Here is a 22,001-nt window from a genome sequence, read left to right on the forward strand (position 1 = left end):
CGTCACGCGCCGACTGCCCGCGCGATGTCGGCCGCCGATGATGGGGCGCACCGGCTCCCGGCCATCGTCGGCGGGGCCCTGCCGAACACGAGAGGAACAGGTTCGGCCGGATGCCGGAAGCGAAGACGGCCGGTCCGTCCGGTGGCGGTTCCTGGACGCCTGCCTCACGGGGGTTCCCATCATGCGACATCCGGTTGACGGCCTCGCCCTCTCCCATTTCGGCCATGCGGATGTCGGCGTCGCTCAGGCGCCGCGCGGGCTTGGGATCCGGGATCCGCTTCGATCAGGCGGATCCCGGATCAGACGCGGTCGTCCGCGCCGAGGATCGGCGGCGCTGCGACGTCGGCTGCCCGGCGGCGCAGCCCTCCCAGGCGGCGCTTCGGAAACGCGCGACGGTCCATCAGGGCGCGGATCCCGCGGTCGTCGACACGGCGGCTCGCCTGAACCATCCGGCGCCGCGCGAGGGTGTCGGGGAGATGGCGCAACGTCCAGAGCAGCGCCCGCAGCTTGGGCCCGCGGGGCGCGCGCAGGACGGCGTCCGCGAGGCTGTAGGCCAAGGCCGGAGGACCATGGCGCAGCAGGCGGGCCGCACCCCAGTTCACCAGAACGGACCGAAGCCGGTTCTTGGCGGCGTGAAACACGATGGTCTCGGCCGCGCGCCCGATGGCGCTGCCAACCCGGTGGTGGACGACGGCCTCGGGCACGACGCGGACGCGCCACCCGCCGAGCGTGAGCCGCCAGCCGAGATCGGAATCCTCGTAGCCGTAGAAGAAGGCCTCGTCGAACCCGTCGATCTCCGCGAGGGCCTTGCGCCGGACGAGCAGCGCCGAGCAGTTCGTCCACAGCACGTCGCGGGCGCGCGTCGCCGCGGTCGCGGGCTCCCCTTCGAGCGCATCCCACGCGAGACCGAGCGGCCCGAGGGCGCCGCCATACCCGTTCAGCAGGTCCGGCCTGTGCGCGTAGACGACCTTCCCTCCCACGGCCCCGATGTCCTGATCGGCGTCCAGGGCCGCGCCGCAGGCTGCGAGCCAGCCCGGGTCGAGCGACACGTCGCTGTCCACGAACGCGACCGCGGCGGTGTCCGCCTCGCGCCAGCCCAGGTTGCGCGCCGCGGCCGGACCCTCGGGGGCCTTGCAGCGGTAGTGCAAGGCGATGCCCACGGCTGCGAGGGCCGGACCCCATCCGCCGACCACCGCGCGGGTGTCGTCCGTGGAACTATTGTCGACGACCACCACGGCGCGCGGCCGCCGCGTCTGTGCCGCCAGGGCCGCGAGCGTTGCGGGGAGATCCCGGCCGCGATTGAAGGTCGGAACGACGACGGTGACATCCGATGCCGTCACGGGTGAGCCTCCTGAGTGGCGACGATCGCGTGCATGACACCCATCAGCAGGGTGATGGTGAACAGCAAGGGATCCCAGAGCAGCGAGTAATCGATCAGCTGCTGCACGTACTCGGCGATGATACCGCAGAACAATCCAAGCGCGAACAGACCCGTCACCTGGGACGAGGCCGCCGAGGCCCGCCAAGCCAGCACGAGACCGCGCAGCAGGAACAGCACGAAGCCGATCAGGCCGAGAAGTCCAAGCTCGGACAGCACGAGCAGGTAGACATTATGGACGGGCGCGGTGCTGCGGAGATGGACCTTGTTGCGGGATTCGTTGCTCGAGAGCGCGTCGAGGGCCATGAGCACGTAGAGATCCGGGGAATAATGCCGGATCTCCAGGCCGAAATTGTTCGGTCCGACGCCGAGTATGGGGCTGGACTCCCACATGCGCGTTGCGGCATCGTTGTACGCAGCCCGGAAATCCACCGAGGCCCCGAAATCGCCCGAGAGCCGCTTCTCGATCGCAGGGGCGAGCGGGGCCACCACGGCGACGAGGAGCACCGCACCCGCCACGATCAGGCCGACCGCCCGCAGGGCTCGGAGCGCGCGGCGCGCCGTCATCAGGGCGATCAGAACGAGGGTCGTGACGAGCAGGAGAGCGATCGGACCGCGCGACTGGGTCAGACAGATCGTGAGAGTGCCGGACAGCGCCACCAGTGCGGCCGCCCGGCCGATCCAGGAGCCGTGCAAGCCGAGCGCGACGGCGATGAAGGGCGGCGTGATCAGGAGCAGGTAGGGGGCGAGGTAGTTCGGATGCCCGAGGGTGCCGGCCGCACGGCGGGCGAGTTCGGCCGGCTCGCTGGACTGGAAGATCTGCGAGAGGCCGTTCTGGCCGGAGGCGAAGGCCGCCTGGAGGACCGAGATCGGCGTTTGCAGGAGAATGACCGCCGCGAGGGCCGCGACGATGATCGTGAGGCCGCGCGCGTCGAGATTGTACTGCAGGTAGAGCAGGAGCAGGGCGAGCTTGAGGTAGCGGACGATCTCGACGGTGCTGCCGAGCGGCTCCGTGCTGGAGGCCGCCGAGAGCAGCCCCACCGCGATGAGCGGCAGCAGCCACAGCACCGGGCCTCCCCGGGTCGGGCGCGGTGGCGCCGGCAGGCGCAGCGCCCGCTCTATTGGCCACAGCAGCAACAGCCCCACCAGGCAGACGTCCGCCGGGCACCAGTACAGGCCACGGCCGCCGAGGTCTCCGTGCAGCCAGTCGAAGTCATAGTATTGGCGATTGTAGGTCAGGGCCACGACGAAGAGGGCGAGCAGCACCGGCCTCAACAGCCCGGCAAGCACCACCGCGGCGAGCGCGGCGAGGCCGGCGACCCCGACGAGCAGGAGACGCGGGCTCACGGTCTCGAGGGAGCCGGCGAGCGGCACGCTCGCGATCCCGAGCAGCCCGACCGCCAGGAGCGGCGCCAGGCGGCCGCCTTCGGCCTCGATCGGCGAGAGACGCAAGCTCATCGGGCCGCCCCCAAGCGAAGCGCCGCGACCGATACGGGCGGCAGGACGAGGCGGAGGCGCGCGCCCGGCGCGACGGGCCGGGTCGCGAGCGTGATCTCGTCCCGGCCGTGCGGGCGCGGGGCGCCGAAATCGGCGGTCTGCGCGAAGGACAGGCCTGGAACCGAAATCATGCCGGTGCCGCGGGTTGCGTCGGGGGCGGGCCCGCTCAGGATCTCCATCGATCCTGCGCGCGACCGGTCGAGGTCGAGCTCGATCTCCGCGGGCGCCTCGAGGCTCGCGTTCGAGAGCAGGATGGCGAGTTCGCCCGACTCGGTGAGCGAGGCCACGGCCTCGACCGTGGAGGCAGCGTCGACCCTGTCGATGAAGCCGATCGGGCCGCCGGAGAATGTCGGGCCGTCCACGCGGGTGCCGATCAGGCGGCCCGACAGGTTCGAAGCGTAGAGGCGCAGCACCTCGAGGGCGGGCGTCGCCGCGTAGCCGCCGCCGACCTTGCGGCCGATCCAGCCCGCATTCAGCAGGTCACTGAGCTTGAAGAACTCGGCTTCCGCGACGCCGGGCGTCCGCAGCAGGACGTTGAGGACCCGCGCCACGTACAGGCCGGACCCCAGGGTCTTCACGTGGTCGAAATACCGGTTGGCCGGATCGACGGCGAAGAGCGGTCCCCACTCGGTGACGGCCAGCGTGAGCCGGCGCCCGGCCTGCACGGAGTGCAGCTGCCGCATCGTCGTGACGAGGTTCGCCGCCATGTTGGCCGGCGCTGCCAGCATGGCCCGGTAGACCGATGCGGCGCTGCCGCCCTCCGGACCCGGCAGCAGGGGCGCGTAGCCGTTATGGATCGCCAGCCCATCGATCTCCGCGGCGAGCGCGGTCAGCACCGTGTCGTTCCAGCCCCGATGGGCGTTGAAGCGGTAGCGCCCGAAATTCTCCAGGCCGATGGCGTAGAAGCGCGCCGCGGGATCCACCGCCCGCACGGCCGCGATGGTCGCGCGGGCGCGCTGCACATAGGTCTGCGGGTCGGTTTGCCCTCGGGAGATGTCCTGCTCCATGTAGAGCTCGTTGCCGAGCTCCCAGGTGACGCGCGGTCGGGCATCAGGGCCGATGCGCGCGCGGACGTAGCGCGCCCACTCGGCCGCGAGCGCGGGCGTGCCGCTGCCGAGGTTCAAGGTGATCAGCAGGTCCGCATCGATCCGTCGCGCGGCCTCGATGATCTCGTCCGTGCCGATGACGTTGGGCGATTCCTCCGGCTCGCCCGGGGCATGCTGGGAGCGCGGCCGGCTCGCCTGGGGACCGACGCCGTTGCGCCAGTCATAGCTGTCCGACCAGCCCCCTCCCGGAAAGCGCAGGACGCTCACGCCCGCGGCCTTGGCGAGCGCCAGCATATCCGCGTCGAGCGAGCGGGTCGCGGGGTTCCACAGCCCCTGCGCGTTGCGGATCCACTCGACATTGGCGCCGAACAGATGCCGGCGCACGGGACCGAGATCCTCGCCCGGGACGAGGGAGACGCGGGCCGCGACGGGGCGGCCCCGGGCCGGCGCGACCGCCGGCGTCACCTCCGACACGAGCTCGATATCGTCGAAATAGGCGGTCCCGGCCTGGCCCTCGGCGACGAGGAACACGATCGCCTGCCGGGCCGCTGCCGGGACGGCCTCGTCGGAGCGGATGGATTGCACGCTCAGGGGCGGCGCGGCGGCGGCGCGCAGGACGAGGCGCGCTCCGACGTCGGCACCGCTCCCGTCGAGGAACGCGACGCCGACGACCGCGGCCGCGCCGCCCTCCGCTCCGAGGCGGGCCCGCAGCGTGAGCGGCCGGCCGCTGAGATCCGCCGCCTCGATGACTTGGCCGAGGCCGAGCGGCTTGTCGCCGCCGCGATTGCGGCGGTTCGGCGACAGGGCGAGGGTGCGGCCCTGCCCACCCGCGACCGTGACCTGACGGACCTCGCCCTTGTCGGCGGTCTGGCCGTCCTGGCTCCAGCCGGGGGGCGGCGATCCCTCCTGTTCGAAATCCGCATTGGCGAGCCGCAGGCCCAGCGCCGGCTGCGCCGTGACCAGGAAGAGGCCGAGCAGCGCGGCGCACAGGGCGCCGCCGGCCGCGAGGATTCGGACGTGCCTCATGCTTGATCCTCCGCGCGCAGATCCCGGCCGGCGAAGACGGCGAGGCCGAGCACCCGCCGGGCCGTCAGGGTGAGGCCGAATGCCGTGAGGGCCATCGTCGCCAGGGTCGCGGCGGCCGCGCCCGTCATCCCGAACCGCGGCACGAGCAGCAGGTTGGCCGTCACGTTGGCGAGGATGCCGAGCCCCGTGACGGTCGCGATGCGGCGTTCGTTGCCCGAGGCGATCAACGCCGTGGAGGCCGCGCCGCCCGCCGCAAGGGCCATGTGGGCGGCTGCCAGCAGGCACAGGGCCGTCGTGCCGGAGCGGAACCCCGCCCCGAACAGCCCGAGAAGCGGGCCGGCGGCGATGGCGAGCCCGAGGCCGGCCGCGGCCGCGAGGGCGAGAGCGGCGCGGCTGGCCTGGGCCAGCGTCCGGGCGGCGGCGTCCCGATCGCCCCGCCCCAGCTGCTCGGCGAGCATGGGCAGCGCGCGCACGGTCGCGGCGGCGGTCCCGAGCGAGATGAGGGCGGCGAAGCGGGCTGCGACGCTGTAGATGCCGGCCGCTTCCGGATCGGCGAAGGCCGAGACCACCATGACGTCGAGCCGCTCGGCCAGGGCGGCCCCGCCGACGAGGAACAGCAGCAGCAGTCCCGGCCGGACCCAGACGCCGAGGCTGGGCCGACCCCGGGCCGTGAGCGCATGGCGGGCGATCGCGCGGCGCAGGGCATCCGCGGTCGCAAGGAGTGCCGCGAGGCTCGCGAGGCTGACCGCGATCAGGGCCGTGACCGCGTCGAGCAGGCCGAATGCCGGCAGCGCGAGCACCGCGCCCATGCCGGTGGCCGCGATCGGGCGCACCAGGAGGAAGGCCGCTTCGGCCGCGAAGGGACGATGCAGGGCCTGCAGCAGCGCTGTCGCGGTCTGCGCGGTCGCGAGCAGCAGGACGAGCGGACTCGCGGCCGCGAGCGCGCAGGCCAAGCCGGGGTCGTCCGCGCCCAGCATCGCGGCGGCGGCGGCGAGAATGCCGCTGCCGAGCAAGCCTCCTCCGACCGTCGCCGCGGCGACGGTGTCGAGGTAGGCCCGGGCCTCCGCACGCGCGCCATTGCTCAGGTACACGGGCAGGAAGCGCGAGGCCGTGAGCGGCAGGCCGCCGGCGGCGAACAGGGCGACCAGGGCGGCGGCGTTGAACGCCGTCGCGAAGGTGCCGTAGGCCGCGGCGCCGAGCAGGCGCGCGAAGGCCAAGTGCATCGCCAAGCCGAGCGCGCAGCCGGCGATCTTGAGGCCGAACAGCAGGACGCCGCTTCCCGCCACGCTGTTCGCGAGCCGCCGCAGGGACGCCGCGCGATCGCGGCGCGCCCCGGCTCCGGCCGATGGCAGCCCGAGCGCCCTCATCAGACTCGCTCCAGGCGAGCGGGAACGAAGCGGCGCACGCCGTTGAGGACGATGCCGATCGGCTCCGTGCCGAGCCACCTCAAGGCCTCGAGTGCCGCGATGTGCCGCTGGGCGCCGTGCCGGCCGGCGCGCACGACGAGGAGCGTCGCATCCGCCCGGCTCGCGCAGAGGGGTGCCTCCGCATCGCCGGACAGCGGCGGCAGGTCGAGGATGACGAGGCTGGCATCCCCTTGCAGGCCTGGGCAGCTCGCGAAGCCGTCGCGCAGGAACGCCGCGGCGGCCTCCGCGTCGTCCCAGGTTGCCACGACCAAGCGGTCGCCGACGGCGGTCAGGGCCAGGCCGGTCGGCAGATCCGGCGAGGACGGCAACGGGTCCATGCGAACGCGCAGGTCCCGGGCGTGGTGCAGCAGGTCCTGGCTCGTCGAGCCCGAGATGAGGCGCACCGGCACGCGGCCGCGCCGGGCCATGCCGTGAGCGAGCGCGAGGGCGACGGTGGAAGCACCCTCATCCGCCTCGGCGGCGGCGATCGCCAGGATGGTGGGCCGCGCGCCGCGCAGGCGCTCGCTGACCGTGACGACGAGTCGGTCGAGGGCGACCCGCGCCGCCGAGTCGGGATCGCTCGGCGACCAGACCTGCAGCGGGCGCTCCCGCGCCGGCACCTCGCCGACCAGCGGCAGGCCGAGCGCGGCGGCAGCCTCCTCGCCCCGGTAGAGGCGTCCGTCGAAGACTTCGCGCACGAGCGCCCAGCCGCAGGCGAGCACGCCCGAGCACAGCGTGATGATGCCGAGCATCGAGAGCTTGCGAAGCCCGATGGGCGTGCCCTCGGCGGCGGCGGGCTGCACGACGACCACGTTGGAGAGCCGCGCGTTCCTGAGAGCGGCGATGTCGCGCGCCTCCGCGAGACGCTTCTCGGCATCGCGGTAGCGCGCCTCAGCGAGTTCGCGCCGCCGCTCCAGCGACTTCCAGCCGGTCGCCGCATCCTGGAACTCGCGCAACGCCGTCGAGACCTTCTCCACGCGCTCTCGCGCCGCCGCCTCGACGTGGACGAGATCCTGAACCTCGGCCTCGAGCTGGCGGAGCAGCACGACCGTCAGCGCGCCGAGCTTGGCCTCGACTTCTCTCACCTCGGGCGCGTTGGCCGAGTTGTTGACGAGGAGACGCTCGCGCTCGCCGAGCAGCGCCACCATCGAGGGCGCCATGCTGAGGGCCGGCGAGTTCGGCGGAAAGGTTCCGAGGCCCACCGGCTCGCGCTGGCTGGCCGTCCGGACCAGGACGCGGCTGAGCCGTTCGAAGCGCCGACGCGCGAAGTCCAGTTCGAGGGACTGGCGTTCGAGCGCGCGCTGCGCCTCCACGAGGTCGGCCTCCAGAAGGGGCAGCCGGCTCGCCGCATTGCGGGTGTCGTGCTCGCGCTCGAACACCGCCATCTCCGCCTCGACCGCCTCGACGGCCGCCTTGGCGGCGTCGCGCTTGGTGCTGAGGAAGTCGATCTCGCCGCCTCCCTCGAACACCGCCGAGCGAAAGTTCGTGTAGATCTGCAGGAAACGGTCGAGGAGCTGCACCGCCTGCGCCTCGCCGGGCCAGCGCAGGCTGACCGAGATGACGTCGGAGCCCGGCGCATTGTCGAGGATCAGCGACTGGGCGAAGACCTGGCTGACCGCGGCCGAGCGCGACAGCGGCGTCTTCAGGCCAGCCATGATCAGGACGGCATCGGCCCCGTCGCGCATACCCTGGTAAAGGTCGGAGCCGAAGCGCTTCAGGCGACCGTAGAGGCCCGTCGGCTCCGGACGCACCTCCGGCGCGCCGAGGTTCAGGTCCGCGATCAGACGCGAGACCAGCACCTCGTTGCGCATGAGATCCATCTCCGACTGCACGGCACCGCGGGTTTGCGCCAGGAACGTGACGTTGCGGTCCGAGCCGAGCAGCGGCGAGGGCGTCTGATCGACGCCGACGCGAACGTAGAGCTTCGCGTTGGCCTGGAACATGTTCCCGCGCACCAGGCTCAGGTAGCCCACTCCGCACAGGATCCCGATCCCGACGACCGCGGCCATCTGCGGCAGCCACTTGAACACCACGAAGAGGAGGGTCGCGCCCGTGTCGCGGACGCTCCCCCCCGAGGCCGTGTGCGGCCTGGCAGGCGCCAGACCGGTTTCCGATGGGAGCTTGGTCATCCGATCTCACCGATCCGGCCGATGGAGTTCCGGGGCTAGGCGACGGTTTCCGCCAGGGCGTCCGCCGTGCTCCACCGCGGCGACCAGCCGACGGTCCGCCGGACTTTCGCGGCGCTGAGGTGCCGGGCGTCGATCTCCGACCGGGCCTCGCCCAGGACCAGCGGTGCGAGATCCGGGCGCCGGCAGGCGCTGAGGATCGCGTTGGCGAAGGCCATCGTGCGGAGGGGCTTCCCGTTCGATCTCACCGATCCGGCCCATGTAGTTCCGGTACCAGGCGACGGTTTCCGCCAGGGCGTCCGCCATGCTCCACCGCGGCGACCAGCCGACGATCCGCCGGACCTTCGCGGCGCTGAGGTGCTGGGCGTCGATCTCCGACCGGGCCTCGCCCAGGACCAGCGGTTCGAGATCCGGGCGCCGGCAGGCGCGGAGGATCTCGTGGGTGAAGGCCATCGTGCTGAGGGGCGTCTCGTTCGACAGGTTGAAGGCCTCGCCGGCCACGCCCGGCTCGTGCATGGCCTCGCCGATGGCGAGGTATCCGGCCACGACGTCCCGGACGTAGATGTAGTCGCGGATCATCGTGCCGTCCGAGCGCAGCACGGGGCGCTCGCCCCGCAGCGCCCAGCGGATCGTCCCGGGCACCAGCCGGTTGAAGTTGAGGTCGCCTCCGCCGAAGAAGTTGCCGGCCCGCGTGATGCAGATCGGCAGGCCGTAGGTCTCGAAGTAGCTGCGCGCCAGGAGGTCGGTGCAGCTCTTGGAGACGTCGTAGGGTGCGCGCCCGACAAGCGGCATGTCTTCCGTATAGGGAAGGACGTCGGAACTGCCGTAGCTCTTGTCACTGGACGCGACGAGGATGCGTTCGACCTTCCCGTACAGCCGGCAGGCGTCGAGCAGGTTCCAGGTACCCCGAATGTTGGCCTCGAAGGTGCCCACCGGATCGCGCAGGGCCGTGCCGACGATCGGCTGAGCGGCGAGGTGGATCACCGTGTCCACCTCGTGCTCGTTCACGGCACGCCGCAGGGTCTCCCGATCCTCCAGCCGGCCGTGCACGACGATGGTCGGCTTGGCCAAGTCATCCGCCAGCGAATTTCCGTAGGCATTGAGGTCGCGCACGTAGCCGACCACCAATGCGCCGCTCTCGCGCAAGGTCCGCACCGTCCACGAGCCGAGGAACCCGGCCGAACCGGTGACGAGGACGCGCTTGCCGGACCAGAAAGACATCTTGCTCATCGAACAACCTCCAGCTCACGGGCCCGAACCACCGACGGGCGCGACTCGATCCAATCGAACTCGCGGCTCTCAAACATTGCCTCGAGTTCCTGCTGATCCTTGAACGTGTCCATCGACTTGAAGAAGCCGTCATGGTCGAACGAGAACAGCTTTCGACTCCGTAGCAGGGAGGGAAAGACTTCGCGTTCGAGGCTGCTGCCGTGCCAATGATCGAACACGGCCTTCCTCATGATGCAGTAGCCGGCATTGATGCGGTGATCACGCAGGATCGGCTTCTCACGGAAGGCGCGGACGCGTCCCTCGCGATCGGACTCGATCGTTCCGTACTGGGAACGAAGCGGGACGTTGGTGATCGTGGCGAGACCGTCGTGGCTGCGGTGAAAGGCGCGCAGGCTGTCGAGATCGACGTCGCAGAGCCCGTCCGAGTAGGTGACGAAGAACTCGTCGCCCAGCCTGTCCTGGCAGAGGCGGACACGATCGCCGGTGTCGGCCTCGTCGCCGGTGTCCACCAGTTCGACGTTCCAGCCGAGGGACCGCCCGGCAAAGTAGTCGAGAATGACTTCCTTGCGATATCCGAGCGACAGAACGAAATCCGTCACCCCCTGGTTCGCGAAGATCTGCATGACCCGGACGATGATGGGCTTGCCACCGACCGGCATCATCGGTTTCGGCAGGTAGTCGGTGTAGGGGTAGGCGCGCGTGCCGCGCCCACCGGCCAGTATCAAGACTTTCATGTGCGCTCTCTCCTTTGCGCGTTGCTGGTAGCCGTTGGCGGCTCCACGCCGGTGATGCTGGATCCTGATCGCGTGATGCGGGGGTCAGGACGCCGCGAAAGTGCTCAGGCCGTCGGCGCAAGGCGCCGGGGCGGCCGATGCAGGCTCGGAGGCGAAGGGCGGAGTCGCGCTGCCAAGCTGCGTCGGGAGGAATCTCTGGATGGGGAAGCGGCTGGCTCCGCGCCCACCGCGCAGCAGGAACCGCCAGCCGGTGAATGCTATGAGTGCGACATCCAGGTCAGTATTCCGGCGCTGGATGTAGAGAACATCGTAGGCTTGGCGCGCCTGGGCATGCTCGACCGAGTCGACGATGCCGTGGAAACCCATCACTTGCGCCAATCCGGTCATGCCGGGCCTGACGCTGTGACGGTGGTGATAGTTCGGCACCACGTCCTCGTAGGGAACCTGGAGAACGTGCAGGCCGACCGGATGGGCGCGCGGACCGACCAGAGACATGTCGCCGGCCAGGACGTTGAGGAGCTGCGGAAGCTCGTCGATGCAGTAGCGGCGCAGGATCCGGCCCAGCGGGGTCAGGCGCGCTTCATGGTCGTCAGGGTCGCCGATCGCGATGCACTTCGGCGAGGGCCCGACCATCGTCCGGAACTTGCAGATCGAGAAGATCCGGCCGCCCTGCCCGTACCGCGCCTGACGAAACAGGACCGGCCCGGGACTGCTCACCTTGATGGCGATCGCGACAACGACCAGCAGAGGTGCCAGCAGGAGCAGAATGCAGGCACTTCCGATCACGTCGACCGTGCGCTTGGCCAGCGCATCCACGATGGCTGCCGCATCCGCCGCCTGCCGCTCTCCCCTGGCGGGCGCATCCAGGTACGCGTTGCCATCCTCCGGCTCGGCCAGCGCCTCGCGCGGGTGCGAGCTCATGATGAGGCTCGTCATCGACTCCCCCTGATCTTGGCGTGAGCTGAAGAATTCCTCCGGGCCCGGCCGTCTCGGCCCGGGCGAAGATTTGTGATTGCAGTAGACATCGCGGCGGGGCGGCCGGCGGCAAAATTTTTTGCAGCATTCGTCGAATGCTGCCGCGCGGACGTGCCGGTCTGCGATGGATCGATGATCCGGCGCGACCGCAGGTGTGCAGCGCCTTGTGCGCCGACGCACAAGAAAGATGCGACTGATTGCATGCGGTGGAGCGATGGCGGCGGGGATGATCGTCTCGGGCGCGACGGCACTCTGGGGCGCGTCTGCCCTCATCGACGCCGCTTCGCGGCCCCTGGGGGCACGGCAGCCGCGAGGGCTGTTCAACCGCGAGGGCTGTTCCTGGGGGCCCGCCGATCCGCCTTTCGCGGCTCGCGACCTGGCCTGGACGCGGCGGCGCGCGCGGGCGGTGCCGAGGAGCGGTGCCCGGCGATGCCCCGCAGGGGCGCGACTGATCCGGGATGCGCTTGATCGCAGCGGATCCCGGATCACGCGCCCGCGCGGCGCCTGAGCGCGGCGCCTGAGCGACGCCGACATCCGCATGGCCGAAATGGGAGAGGGCGAAGCCATCAACCGGATGGCGGATGATGGGGATCGTGCGCGGGAGCGGTGCCCGCCGGAGTGGAGCGCGATCCGGCACGGGGGCGCAGCATCACGGCCCGAGGGCCGCGGCGGCTACGGCCGGAAGGCGAGCGGACCCGACGCCCATGGAGCCCGTCCGGGACCGGCCCGTCCCGGCGGCGATGCGCTCATCCGGCGCCGTCCGGTGCGCGGTCAGCGCAGCGCGACCGCCAGCTCCTCCACGACACGCTCCACGTCGCGGTCGCTCATGGTGGCGCGCAATGGCAGCAGCAGCCCTCGGTCGGCGAGACGGCGCGCGGTCGTGAGCGGGTGCGGGCGCTCGGCATGAAATGCCGAGAGATGCGGGATGCTATCGAGCGAGGGAAAGAACGGGCGCGCGCCGATGCCGCGCTCGCCCAGACGGGCGATCACCCGATCGAGGGCCGGCGCAGGGTTGCGAAGGACGAGGGGAAAGAACCACTGGACCGGCTCTGCCCAATCGCGGATGGCCTGCAAGGCGATGGACGGATGATCGGCGAGGAGCTGGCGATACAGTCGATTCAGCTCGGCGTGACGCGCAAGGATCGCGTCCGCCCGCTCCTCCTGCGCGCACAGGATCGCGCAGGCGAGATTGGTCAACCGGTAATTGTAGCCGAGCCGGTGATAGATCGCTCGGCCACCGAGATCGAGCCCGTGGGCTCGCACTTGCGTCGCACGCACGATGAGGTCGGCATCGTTCGTGAGCAGCGCTCCTCCCTCGCCGCAGCTGAAGATCTTGTTCTGGAAGAAGGAGTGCGTGGTGACCGTCGCGGCCGCGGCGACCGGGTTTCCGCGATATCCGGCGAGCGGAGCGTGCGCCCCGTCAGCCACCAGGGCGATGTCCCGCGCCCCCGCGATCTCCTCCAGGGCGTCCATCGGGCAGGGATGGCCGAACAGATGGACCGGCATGATGGCCCGGGTGCGCGCCGTGACCGCGGCGGCCGCGGCGGCCGGGTCGATGCAGAAGGTCTCGGGGTCCACGTCGACGAGAACGGGCCGGGCGCCGGCGTGCAGCACGGCATTCGCGCTCGCCACGTAGGTCGTCGCCGGCACGATCACTTCATCGCCGGGCGCGATCCCGAGCGCCACCAGCGCCACGTGCAGCGCCGCCGTTCCGGACGAGACCGTGATCGCATGAGCGGTGCCGTTCCGGGCGGCCCAGATGGCCTCGAAGCGGTCGCGGAAGGGGCCGGCGGGCCCGATATCCCCGCTCGCCAGCGCCTCGGCCGCGTAGGCGATCTCGAGCTCCGACAGGTTCGGCAGCGAGAGGGGCACGTCGCTCGCGCGACGCGACATCGAGAGGGAAGCGGTCATCACACGGGCACCTCATGCTCGGACAGGTTCGGCAACAGGAGCGCATCGCGCGAGCGACGCGGCGCCGGGAGACGGGCGGTTCATCGCAACGGGATGGCGGCGGGCAGGGGAGGGCCGATCTCGCGCGGCGGGGCGTCGCCGCCGAGCAGGCCCTCGTAGCGGGGGATCAGGGCGTTCCAGGAGAAGGCCTGCGCCCGCGCGCGGCACCGCGCGCGGGTCTCGGGCCGCGCGGCCAGGGCCGCAGCCCTCAGGATGGCCTCGCTCAGTCCGGCCGCGTTCGTGGCGGCCAGCCGCGTCGAGCCCGGATCGAACAGAGCCCCCACCGTCTCGTCCGCGACGATGTCCGGGATGCCGGCGTGCCGCGCGCCGACCACCGGGGTTCCGGCCGCCAGGGCTTCGATCAGGACATTGCCCAGCGCCTCCCAGACGGCCGGGTTCACGCAGACCGTCGCGCGTGCGTAGAGGTGCGGCAGGTCCTCGACGCGGCCGAGACCGAGAAATTCGACTCGATCGCGGAGGTTGCCCGGAACGGCAGCGGACAAAGCCGCGCGGGTGGCCGGGCTCGATCGTCCCGTGTAGACGAGCCGGAGAGCCGGCAGCCGCTCGGCCACGGCCGGGAACGCCTGGGCGAGGAGGAGTGCGCCTTTGCGCGGCTCGTCGGCATCCCCGCTGAACAGGATGTAGGGTTCGCGCGGAGCGTCGTCCGGCAGCGCCTCGAAGGGAGCGGTCTCGGTGGGGGACGCAAGCAACGTCCCGGCGACCCCGTAATCCCGCGCGAGCGCGTCCTGAGCGAAGCGGGACAGGACCGCCACGGCATCCGCCTGCCGCAGCACCATGCGGAACATCAGGCCGTCGGCGGGAATGCGCCGGAAGTAGCGCCGCACCGGAATGCCCGTACACTGAAAGACGAGGCGGAACCGTGCACCCGCCCGGCGCGCGATCAGAGCGCCGACCGCATCGTGGTAGTTCAAGCAGTGCACGGCGTCGAACGGCTCCGCACGGAGCCACCTGGCCAAGTCCCAGCCGAACAGATGCTGGCTGTTGAACCAGCGGCCCGTCAGCGCGGCCGGCCCGGTTCTGCGGCGAAGCAGGACGCGCCGGACCGGGCCATCGGCTTCGATCCGCGTTTCGGACGCGGGAGAACTGGTCAGGACGGTGACGTCGTGGCCGCGGGCCGCCAAGCGCTGCGACAGATCATGGAGCATCCGCTCCGATCCTCGGCGAACCTCCGGCCATGCCGTCGGGTGAGTCACTGCGATCCGCACTGTTGCCTCCAACCGCTTCGCCGCGAGCGACCACGACCGTGTGGCTCCGGCGAGAAACTATCTTGCATTCAGAATTGTCGAGACTGATCTTGAAAAACGATGTAATTTGCCGTGGCGACTTCCGTATCGAGCAAATGCATCGTCAGAGATGAAAAGCTTCAAGGTGTCATTATGGAGCAACGCGCGGGTTCATAGAACGAGTGCGCGGTAGCGAATGCTTCCATAAAGCAGGGATGTTATCATGACGACCATCCGCGGCAGGTGAGCAATCACACGCCCGGCGTGGGCTGCGAGCTGCCGCGGGTCCACGGAGCCGGTGCGATGGATGCCCCGCGCGAGCAGTGCCGGCGGCAGCACGAGCAGCAGCAGCGGCTGCCAGATGACGGCGAACGCCGCCACGCATACCGCGAGGTAAAGCAGCCATATCGGAGGATAGAAGAACAGGCGCGCGACGAGGAGACGTCTCCTGAGTTCCGGATGCCGCTTGACTAGGGCAGGAACCAGAAACAATCGTGTCGGCTCGAGAATCCATTGGAGAAGCGATTGCTGTTCGATCTCGTGCCAGATGACGGCGCGCGGCTCGAAGCGGCGGGTGTAGCCGGCCTCGATGATGCGCCAGGCGAGATCGGTATCGGCACATTCCGTCGCCCGGTTGAGCGGGTCACGGAACGAGAGGGTTTCGTCGAAGCCGCCGAACGCGTCGAACACGCTTTTCCGCACGACCATGTTGGCGGTCGGAAAGGTCGGGTGCTCCTGCGCCGTGACGAACGTGAGTTTGGAGCAGAGCGATGCCGTTTGCTCCGGCTTGGGCAGGACCGGGCCCGTCGAGAACGCGACCGCCGGGTCGGCCAGGGCGGCGATGCCAAGGGCGAGCCATTCGGGATGGGGCCGGCAATCGCTGTCCGTGAAGGCGATCAGCGGGGCCCGCGCCTCAAGCACGCCTCGGTTGCGCGCCGGGGCCGGTCCCTTGTCGTGCTGCATGCGCAGGTAGCGGAGCTGCAGACCCTGGGCCCGCATCGCCGTGCAAAGACCGGCGATATCGTCCTGAGACACGTTGTCGACGACAATGACTTCGAAGCTCTCGACGCCAATCGTCTGCCTGAGCAAAGCTTCCAGGCAGTCCTTCAGCAGAAAGAAGCGGTTCTTCACGGAAATTACGACCGATATGTGCGGATTATTAGTTGAATTATTGCCTGGAATATGGCTAAGATCCCTACCATCCATGGCTTCACCTCCGCCGCGCTTGCCCGCACTCCGCGATCCGATCCGAAACGACGCGGCGCAAGCGCTCCTAGCTGACAAGCGATAGATTTCGAGGCCGCAAGCGTCTGCTAAAAATTATGCGCCACCCGAGCGGTTTCGGGCGGCCATCCACGGACGGCGGTGCATCGTAAGGATTCCGAGTTCAATGGGCCGATTGACTTGTAGCGTGGCGTCGCACCGTGCCGGCGGCGGGAGCAGGTGCTTCCGGTGCGGTCGGCGCGTGTCTTGGTTCGGCGCTTCGGACGATGAAGGGTCGGCAGGGGCCGCAAACGAACACGATGACCGATGGACTTTCTGCCCTGTCCCATGCTGCCCTGTCCCGTGCCAACGGCATGACGGCCGCCCTGGATCGGGCCGCCGATGCGTCGGCCTGAAAGACAGGAGCCGCATCGCTTCGTGTCCGCCCGGCGGCCCCTCCCGCTTGGGTCAGGCCAGCGGGCGGCCGTGACCGGCCCATCGCGTCTCCACTGCGCTTCCTCGCCTGGGCCGTCCGTGTGACCGGGGGCGTTGACCCGCGGGTTCCTCGCCTTCCGGGGGGATGCGACGTCTCACCTGACTCCGCCCTGTCGGCCTCGATCACCCGGCGGCATCGACGCACGGTCGGTCTACGAAGCCGATGCAGTGCGAGCAACGGTCGCGCCGCCGATACCTGACGCATTCAGCAGGTCGTCCCCTTCCTGCCAAGCCAAAGTCAAGCGCGACCGAAGACGCTCCTACTGCAAAGGTGGGACCGCATCTTCACTCTGAAGTGAGAAATATCACCGCCGGCGGTCGCTCTGTCCCGTATTAATGATCCAGATCGGCTGACAGGGCGCCGAAGCAGCGGGATATAGGGTGAAATAGAACTTGGCCTCGGCGCAGGCACGATGTCCGGAGCACTCTCGCGTGGCGAGCCGGACTCTGGCGGCGTGCGGCAGCGCGGCCGGCCTGTCGGCTCCTGAAGCGGGGGCGACTTCGCCGCCCGGTCGGGGTCGGGGCGCAACGTTCGACGGAGCGCAGCGGCCACTCACTGCAGCATCGCTCCGACTCGCGGGGCCACCCGTGCGCCCTCGCTGATCCGGCGTGTAGCTGATCAGTTGAGCACGAACGCGATCGATACGATTGAAGCATGGCGCCAATGTGCATGCACGGCCGCGCAAACGAGTCCAGCCTGATTACTCAGATGTTCGACCGGAATGAACGGTACAAGCAAGCCTCAGGGGACGATCACATGCTTGGGACAGCGATCGGCGGTGCAGCAATTCAGGGCCGCGCAGCCGCGAAAATCAGCCGGCTCACGAATCTCGGCGGCGCGGACCGCGAGGCCTTTCATCACCTCGTGCGCAAGTGGCGGTACGTCGCCGCCCGCGATGATCTCGTTGAGGAGGGCGACCATCTCGGCCATGTCAGCCTGATCATCTCGGGATGGGCTTACCGCTACAAGCAACTGGAGGATGGCCGGCGACAGATCGCGGGGATCCTGTTGCCGGGCGACCTGACGGAGGCGCTCGCCCCGGAGGGATACGCGATGGACTGCTCCATCGCCGCCCTGACGCCGCTCACCTGTGCGGACATCCCGCTCAGGGCGCTGGCGACCGTGTGCGAGCAGCACCCGGCGGTCCGGCAGGCCCTGCTGTGGGAGAGCTTCATCGCGGCCTCGATCCAGCGCGAGTGGCTGCTGAATGTTGGTCAGCGCGTCGGCACGGAGCGGGTCGGCCATCTGCTGTGCGAGCTGTTCCTGCGGCTGCGCCGGGCCGGGCTCACCGAGGACAACAGCTTCGTTCTGCTGCTCACTCAATTCGACATGGCCAATGCCCTGGGCCTGTCGCACGTCCACATAAACCGCAAGCTCGCGCAACTGCGCGATCAAGGGCTCGTGGAGATGCTCGGTCGAACCGTGCGGATCCCCGACATCGCCGCCCTGCAGGCCGCAAGCCTGTTCAACCCGAATTACCTCCACCTCAGCGACGCGGCAGCCCGCAGCGAGGTTCAGCCGCGGCTCTCCGCACCGGCCGCGCCGCACCGGATCGATCACAATCGCCTCGTCACGCACGGCCGTCGGCGGCAGGCAGCGCGCACGCCCCTCGCGGGTGCGGTCCACTCGGTCGCTGATCGGTCCGCCCCATCTGCCGGGTCCCGGCCCCGTGTCGAAGAAGCGGTCAGATTTGCGAGACGGTGAGGCCGGCGATGTGATCCGCAGGCATGGCCCTCACACGGGTCGATCTCCACGCCGGCACACAGGTGGGAATCCGGGTTTCAACCGCGCGGCGCGAATCGACATCAGTCTCGGCCATTGTCACTCTCCATCCGCGCTCCAGTCGTCGACAAGAGCCGGCCATGACATGACGGTCCCCGGATCCTGGTCCGGCCGGAAGGTGAGCCTCCGGGTTCCATTCGGCAGCCTCCCGGGCCGCCGCCGCGCCTCGATCTTGGCCCTGGCATCGGCCAAGGACGAGAACCGGTTCGCATTCAGGCACCAGAGCCGGTTAGACCCTCTTGTGGTTCGCCCTCCGGCCTTCCCGGCGCCGCAGGATGCAGATCCGGAAATAGCCGGAGCGCACCCGGCTCTTGGCCGGATCATGGATGAGCCTCCGCAGCGGTGCCGGATCGGGCCTGGTCGGGCGATAGCGCATGCTCGACCGGCCGACGCCGAGCGCGCCGCAGCCGCGCCGCTCGCTCAGCCCGTGCGCCTCTCGCACCTGGTTCACGAGGTCGCTGCTTTGCGAGCACGTCCTGCAGGATGGGCTTGTCGAGGCTCAGATCAGCCACGCGCTGCTTGAGCTTCCGCTTCTCCTCCTCCGGCGGCTTCAGCCGTCGCAACTCGCCCGTGCCCAGTCCGCCGTAGAGCTTCTTCCAGCGTTAGAACGTCTGCTCGGAGATGCCGATCCGGCGCAGGACCTCCGCGACCGGCGTCCCGGTCTCGGCCTGCTTCAGCGCAGAGGGGATCTGCTCCGCGGTGAACCGGCCCGTCTTCACGGTTCCGCTCCTCCCGTCAGGGGCTCACAAAACCGGAAAACTCGCACTCACGCCGGACCAAAGCGATGGGGGGACGTCAAATCTCACCCAGTGGGTCATCCGGCGGTTTGCCAGACACCGTCTGGACCACTCGGCGCCCGGATTGCACCCTGGCCAGATGCGCAAAGCGAGCTGCCGGCATACAAAGGATCCACAATATGGGATGTGGTCGAGCTCCGGAAGCGGGAGTGGAATAGGCTGATGGCTGTCAATTCTCCCGAGCTGAAAGCATTCCTGGTCGACACGCCCTTCTTCGGCGGCCTCTCGGACACGAGTCTCGATCTCTTGATCTCGATGTTGGTTGAACGACACTTTGAGGCAGGCGCCACGATCATAGTAGAGGGAGAGCCTGGACACTCGATGTATATTGTTCATTCTGGGGAGATTATGGTGACTAAGATCGGAGGATCGGGATGTGTCGTTGATATATGTCATCTCGGCCCAGGTGATTTTTTTGGAGAGATGACCGTCATTGAAATACAGAATAGATCGGCAACTCTCATTGCAAAACAACCGGTCGTGGCATACGAGCTCACAGCTCGAAACCTGTATAACTTTTATAAAAAAGACATCTATGCATACGCGATGGTGCTGCAGAACATAAATCGAGAACTTTGCCGAAGGCTACGCCAGGCCGACACCCACATTGTCGGCACAGTGAGTGCTACGCGCGGTCCGATACTTTAGATGCGATCGAACAGCGCCGCTGCAAGGAGCGTGGCGGCTCAGGTCTCCCGGATCATTCCCTTAGGAAAAGATTCGGCCGCCTCCTTGCGGTTCGCCGACCCGTGTCGGGCAGAGCAGCACCCGGGATCGAACTCGGGAGCGCTACGCTCGCCTCCGTCCGAGCGACCGCCCCGCTTCCGGATCCCGATCCAGCACGCACCCCGAAGGCCGCGAGCCCGAGCGTAGGTGCGGTTCCGCTCCTGCCACGCGTGCTCCGCCGGCTTCCGCTCACCCTCGTGGGTGAGGGGCGCCTTGTCCTCATCCGGATGCGCGCAGAAGGCCGACATCACCGGGCTGTTGGCCACGAACGGCGGGATGCTGTCCGCCTCGGAGGGGGCGAACGTCAGCGCGCCGATCCATCCGACATCCGGTTGATGGCTTCGTCATCTCCAATTTCGGCCATACGGATGTCGGCTTCGCTCAGGCGGCGCGCTCAGGCGCGTGATCCGGGATCCGCTGCGATCAAGCGGATCCCGGCTTCCCGCCTTGCCCGGCCGAGCGCAGCGTCGGCGGAAGGAGAACCGGGAGAGGGAGCGGACATCCCGGATGCCGGCTCGGCAGGGAGCGCGTGGCGGGACCCGTCCATCCCCCTCCGCGCCCCGGCGCCCCGGTCACGCGCCGCGGAACAGGGCGTAGCCGAAGCGCGTGAACTTGAGGGGCAGGTGGACGTGCGCGGCCACGTCCTCGATCGTGAAGCGGAACGGCACCCGGTCGAGGAAGCGCCCGCCCCCCTCCGGGGCGAGATAGTCGCCGACGTCGAAGGTGACCTCGTAGATCCCCGCCGTCACGCCCGCCCCGCCGGAGATCGGGTGGGGCAGGTGGCCGTCCGGGCCGATCCGGCCCTCCGCCACCAGCCGCCGCCCGGCCGGGTCGAGCGCCTCGACGGTCACCCGCAGCCCCGCCGCCGGCCGCCCCGTCGCCACGTCCACCGCGTGGACCGAGATCCCGCCCGCCCTCATCCGATCCTCCCCCCGACCTCCGGCCGGCGATGCGCCCAGGGGCGCCGCCGCTCCATCGCCTCCGCCACGTCGAGCAGCAGCCCGTCCGCCCCGTACCCGGCCACGAGCTGCAGGCCGATCGGCAGCCCGTCCGGGGACGGAGCGACCGGCAGGCTGATCGCGGGCAGCGCCGCGGCGTTGACCCAGCCCGTATAGATCGCGTGACCCCGCGGCCCGACCGGCCGGCCGTCGATCCGCGCCGGACACACCTCCGCGGCCGGCCAGGACAGGGCCGCGATGGCCGGCGTGACCAGGAGATCGATCTCCGCGAAGAGCGCGCTCGCCGCGTCGCGCAGGGAGGCGACGCGGTCGAGGATCCGGGCGAGGCGGGTCGCCGGGGCGCGGGCGCCCTCCTCGGCCATGGCGCGGTAGGGCTCGCTCGCCCGCCGCCCGAGGGCGGGATCCTCCGCGAAGAGCCGCGCGAGGCCGATCCGCCCGATCTCCGGCCAGAGGTCGTTGAGCGCCGCCACGTCGAGTGGGAACCGGCCCTCCGTCACCGTCGCCCCGCAGGACGCGAGGTCGTCCAGGGCCTCCCGGCACGAGGCGGCGATCGCCGGATCGAGGGGCGCGTCGCCGAGGCGCTCGACGTAGAGCGCCCGCAGCGGCCGCGGCGGGGCGGCGGGCGGCGTCGGGAAGCGGGACCACAGCACCCGCGGGTCCGGCCCGGCCATCAGCGCCAGCACCGCCCGGCTGTCCGCCACCGTGCGGGTGAGGGCGCCCGCCACCTCGAAGTCGAGCAGCGGCGAGGGCAGGCCGCCGCGGCGCGGCACGAGGCCGAGCGAGGTCTTGAGCCCGACGAGGCCCGTATGGGCGGCCGGGCGGCGCAGCGACCCGCCCCCGTCCGTGCCGAGCGCGATCGGGGCGTAGCCGGCGGCCGTCGCCGCCGCCCCGCCGCCCGTCGAGCCGCCGGGCGTGAGCGCGGGAGCCCAAGGGTTGCCGGTGGTGCCGAACCGGGCGTTGGCCGTGTAACCCTGCACGGCGAATTCCGGCATGTTGGTCTTGGCGAGCGTCACCAGGCCCGCCGCGCGCATCCGCGCCACCGGCAGCTCGTCCCGGGCCGCGGGCGGCTCGGGCCCGTCCCGCGGCTCCGCGAAGCTCGCGGGCAGGCCGGCGGTGACGAGGAACTCCTTCACCGTCATCGGCACGCCGTCGAGCCGCGACAGCGGGCGCCCCGCCCGCCAGCGCGCCGCGCTCGCCTCGGCCTCCTCCCGGGCGCCCGGAGCGAGCCGCGTGACCGCGTTCAGCGCCGGCTCGCAGGCATGGAGCCGCGCGAGGCAGGATTCGAGCACCGCGACCGGACTCGCCCGCCCATCGGCGAAGCACTCTGCCATCTCGGTCGCGCTCAGTGCCCAAAGGGCGGTCATGGCGGGCTCCTGCGGCTGCCGGTCTCCCCGGGGAGGCGGCTCAACTCACGGCATGGCATGGA

Annotated in this window: 16 protein-coding genes and 1 pseudogene; 2 read left to right on the plus strand and 15 right to left on the minus strand. The window is 70.0% G+C overall.

The window, feature by feature from the left end; genetic code table 11:
- Positions 1 to 299: 299 nt before the first annotated feature.
- The 11 genes from QA634_RS20445 to QA634_RS20495 form a co-directional block, all read right to left on the minus strand.
- On the minus strand, positions 300 to 1,340 hold the full coding sequence (locus QA634_RS20445; RefSeq protein WP_012333780.1) for a glycosyltransferase family 2 protein: 1,041 nt from the start codon (positions 1,338 to 1,340) through the stop codon (positions 300 to 302).
- Positions 1,337 to 2,836 (minus strand): O-antigen ligase family protein, encoded by a 1,500-nt coding sequence (locus QA634_RS20450; protein ID WP_012333781.1) that lies wholly within the window; start codon positions 2,834 to 2,836, stop codon positions 1,337 to 1,339. Before QA634_RS20450 ends, QA634_RS20445 begins: the two co-directional genes overlap by 4 nt.
- Positions 2,833 to 4,947, minus strand: coding sequence for an alpha-L-arabinofuranosidase (locus tag QA634_RS20455; RefSeq protein ID WP_012333782.1), 2,115 nt, complete (start codon positions 4,945 to 4,947; stop codon positions 2,833 to 2,835). Before QA634_RS20455 ends, QA634_RS20450 begins: the two co-directional genes overlap by 4 nt.
- Entirely contained in the window at positions 4,944 to 6,314 is a 1,371-nt protein-coding gene (locus QA634_RS20460) for a lipopolysaccharide biosynthesis protein (RefSeq protein ID WP_012333783.1), read from the minus strand. The genes QA634_RS20455 and QA634_RS20460 overlap by 4 nt, the downstream gene beginning before the upstream one ends.
- The gene (locus QA634_RS20465) at positions 6,314 to 8,482 is read right to left on the minus strand and encodes a GumC family protein (RefSeq protein WP_012333784.1); all 2,169 of its coding nucleotides are present in this window, start codon (positions 8,480 to 8,482) and stop codon (positions 6,314 to 6,316) included. Before QA634_RS20465 ends, QA634_RS20460 begins: the two co-directional genes overlap by 1 nt.
- A 6-nt stretch (positions 8,483 to 8,488) precedes the next feature.
- On the minus strand, positions 8,489 to 9,700 hold the full coding sequence (locus QA634_RS20470; RefSeq protein WP_265576388.1) for an NAD-dependent epimerase/dehydratase family protein: 1,212 nt from the start codon (positions 9,698 to 9,700) through the stop codon (positions 8,489 to 8,491).
- A 5-nt stretch (positions 9,701 to 9,705) separates the two neighbouring features.
- On the minus strand, positions 9,706 to 10,443 hold the full coding sequence (locus tag QA634_RS20475) for a nucleotidyltransferase family protein (RefSeq protein WP_012333786.1): 738 nt from the start codon (positions 10,441 to 10,443) through the stop codon (positions 9,706 to 9,708).
- 84 nt (positions 10,444 to 10,527) lie between these two features.
- Positions 10,528 to 11,379, minus strand: coding sequence for a sugar transferase (locus QA634_RS20480; protein WP_012333787.1), 852 nt, complete (start codon positions 11,377 to 11,379; stop codon positions 10,528 to 10,530).
- Positions 11,380 to 12,189: 810 nt separating this feature from the next.
- Entirely contained in the window at positions 12,190 to 13,329 is a 1,140-nt protein-coding gene (locus QA634_RS20485) for a DegT/DnrJ/EryC1/StrS family aminotransferase (protein ID WP_012333788.1), read from the minus strand.
- An 80-nt stretch (positions 13,330 to 13,409) separates the two neighbouring features.
- On the minus strand, positions 13,410 to 14,594 hold the full coding sequence (locus QA634_RS20490; RefSeq protein WP_265576389.1) for a glycosyltransferase family 4 protein: 1,185 nt from the start codon (positions 14,592 to 14,594) through the stop codon (positions 13,410 to 13,412).
- A gap of 189 nt (positions 14,595 to 14,783) precedes the next feature.
- On the minus strand, positions 14,784 to 15,743 hold the full coding sequence (locus QA634_RS20495; RefSeq protein WP_018261622.1) for a glycosyltransferase: 960 nt from the start codon (positions 15,741 to 15,743) through the stop codon (positions 14,784 to 14,786).
- Positions 15,744 to 17,019: 1,276 nt separating this feature from the next.
- Here QA634_RS20495 and QA634_RS20500 point away from each other — a divergent pair.
- Positions 17,020 to 18,015 carry a Crp/Fnr family transcriptional regulator gene (locus tag QA634_RS20500; protein WP_265576390.1) on the plus strand — a complete coding sequence of 332 codons (996 nt, stop codon included), beginning with the start codon at positions 17,020 to 17,022 and terminating at the stop codon, positions 18,013 to 18,015.
- Positions 18,016 to 18,325: 310 nt separating this feature from the next.
- Here the strand turns inward: QA634_RS20500 and QA634_RS20505 are convergent.
- A pseudogene (locus QA634_RS20505) lies at positions 18,326 to 18,812 on the minus strand (transposase); the annotation flags it as partial.
- A 240-nt stretch (positions 18,813 to 19,052) separates the two neighbouring features.
- Here QA634_RS20505 and QA634_RS20510 point away from each other — a divergent pair.
- Positions 19,053 to 19,538 (plus strand): cyclic nucleotide-binding domain-containing protein, encoded by a 486-nt coding sequence (locus QA634_RS20510; protein WP_012333792.1) that lies wholly within the window; start codon positions 19,053 to 19,055, stop codon positions 19,536 to 19,538.
- A 38-nt stretch (positions 19,539 to 19,576) separates the two neighbouring features.
- Here the strand turns inward: QA634_RS20510 and QA634_RS20515 are convergent, their stop codons facing one another.
- The 3 genes from QA634_RS20515 to QA634_RS20525 form a co-directional block, all read right to left on the minus strand.
- Positions 19,577 to 19,882, minus strand: a complete 306-nt coding sequence (locus QA634_RS20515; protein WP_445928373.1) for a hypothetical protein — start codon at positions 19,880 to 19,882, stop codon at positions 19,577 to 19,579.
- A gap of 306 nt (positions 19,883 to 20,188) precedes the next feature.
- A complete protein-coding gene (locus QA634_RS20520) occupies positions 20,189 to 20,536 on the minus strand; it encodes a hydroxyisourate hydrolase (RefSeq protein ID WP_012333793.1) in 348 nt (115 codons plus the stop codon).
- On the minus strand, positions 20,533 to 21,939 hold the full coding sequence (locus tag QA634_RS20525) for an amidase (protein ID WP_012333794.1): 1,407 nt from the start codon (positions 21,937 to 21,939) through the stop codon (positions 20,533 to 20,535). The genes QA634_RS20520 and QA634_RS20525 overlap by 4 nt, the downstream gene beginning before the upstream one ends.
- Between the last annotated feature and the right edge of the window lie 62 nt (positions 21,940 to 22,001).

The organism is Methylobacterium sp. CB376 (assembly GCF_029714205.1).
Lineage (GTDB): Bacteria > Pseudomonadota > Alphaproteobacteria > Rhizobiales > Beijerinckiaceae > Methylobacterium.

Bases quoted from the DNA above. Each gene is read 5' to 3' on its own strand.
- QA634_RS20525 (WP_012333794.1), bottom strand. From the start codon at position 21,939: ATGACCGCCCTTTGGGCACTGAGCGCGACCGAGATGGCAGAGTGCTTC.
- QA634_RS20520 (WP_012333793.1), bottom strand. From the start codon at position 20,536: ATGAGGGCGGGCGGGATCTCGGTCCACGCGGTGGACGTGGCGACGGGG.
- QA634_RS20455 (WP_012333782.1), bottom strand. From the start codon at position 4,947: ATGAGGCACGTCCGAATCCTCGCGGCCGGCGGCGCCCTGTGCGCCGCG.
- QA634_RS20485 (WP_012333788.1), bottom strand. From the start codon at position 13,329: ATGACCGCTTCCCTCTCGATGTCGCGTCGCGCGAGCGACGTGCCCCTC.
- QA634_RS20510 (WP_012333792.1), top strand. From the start codon at position 19,053: ATGGCTGTCAATTCTCCCGAGCTGAAAGCATTCCTGGTCGACACGCCC.
- QA634_RS20460 (WP_012333783.1), bottom strand. From the start codon at position 6,314: ATGAGGGCGCTCGGGCTGCCATCGGCCGGAGCCGGGGCGCGCCGCGAT.
- QA634_RS20465 (WP_012333784.1), bottom strand. From the start codon at position 8,482: ATGACCAAGCTCCCATCGGAAACCGGTCTGGCGCCTGCCAGGCCGCAC.
- QA634_RS20450 (WP_012333781.1), bottom strand. From the start codon at position 2,836: ATGAGCTTGCGTCTCTCGCCGATCGAGGCCGAAGGCGGCCGCCTGGCG.
- QA634_RS20475 (WP_012333786.1), bottom strand. From the start codon at position 10,443: ATGAAAGTCTTGATACTGGCCGGTGGGCGCGGCACGCGCGCCTACCCC.
- QA634_RS20470 (WP_265576388.1), bottom strand. From the start codon at position 9,700: ATGTCTTTCTGGTCCGGCAAGCGCGTCCTCGTCACCGGTTCGGCCGGG.
- QA634_RS20500 (WP_265576390.1), top strand. From the start codon at position 17,020: ATGTTCGACCGGAATGAACGGTACAAGCAAGCCTCAGGGGACGATCAC.
- QA634_RS20480 (WP_012333787.1), bottom strand. From the start codon at position 11,379: ATGACGAGCCTCATCATGAGCTCGCACCCGCGCGAGGCGCTGGCCGAG.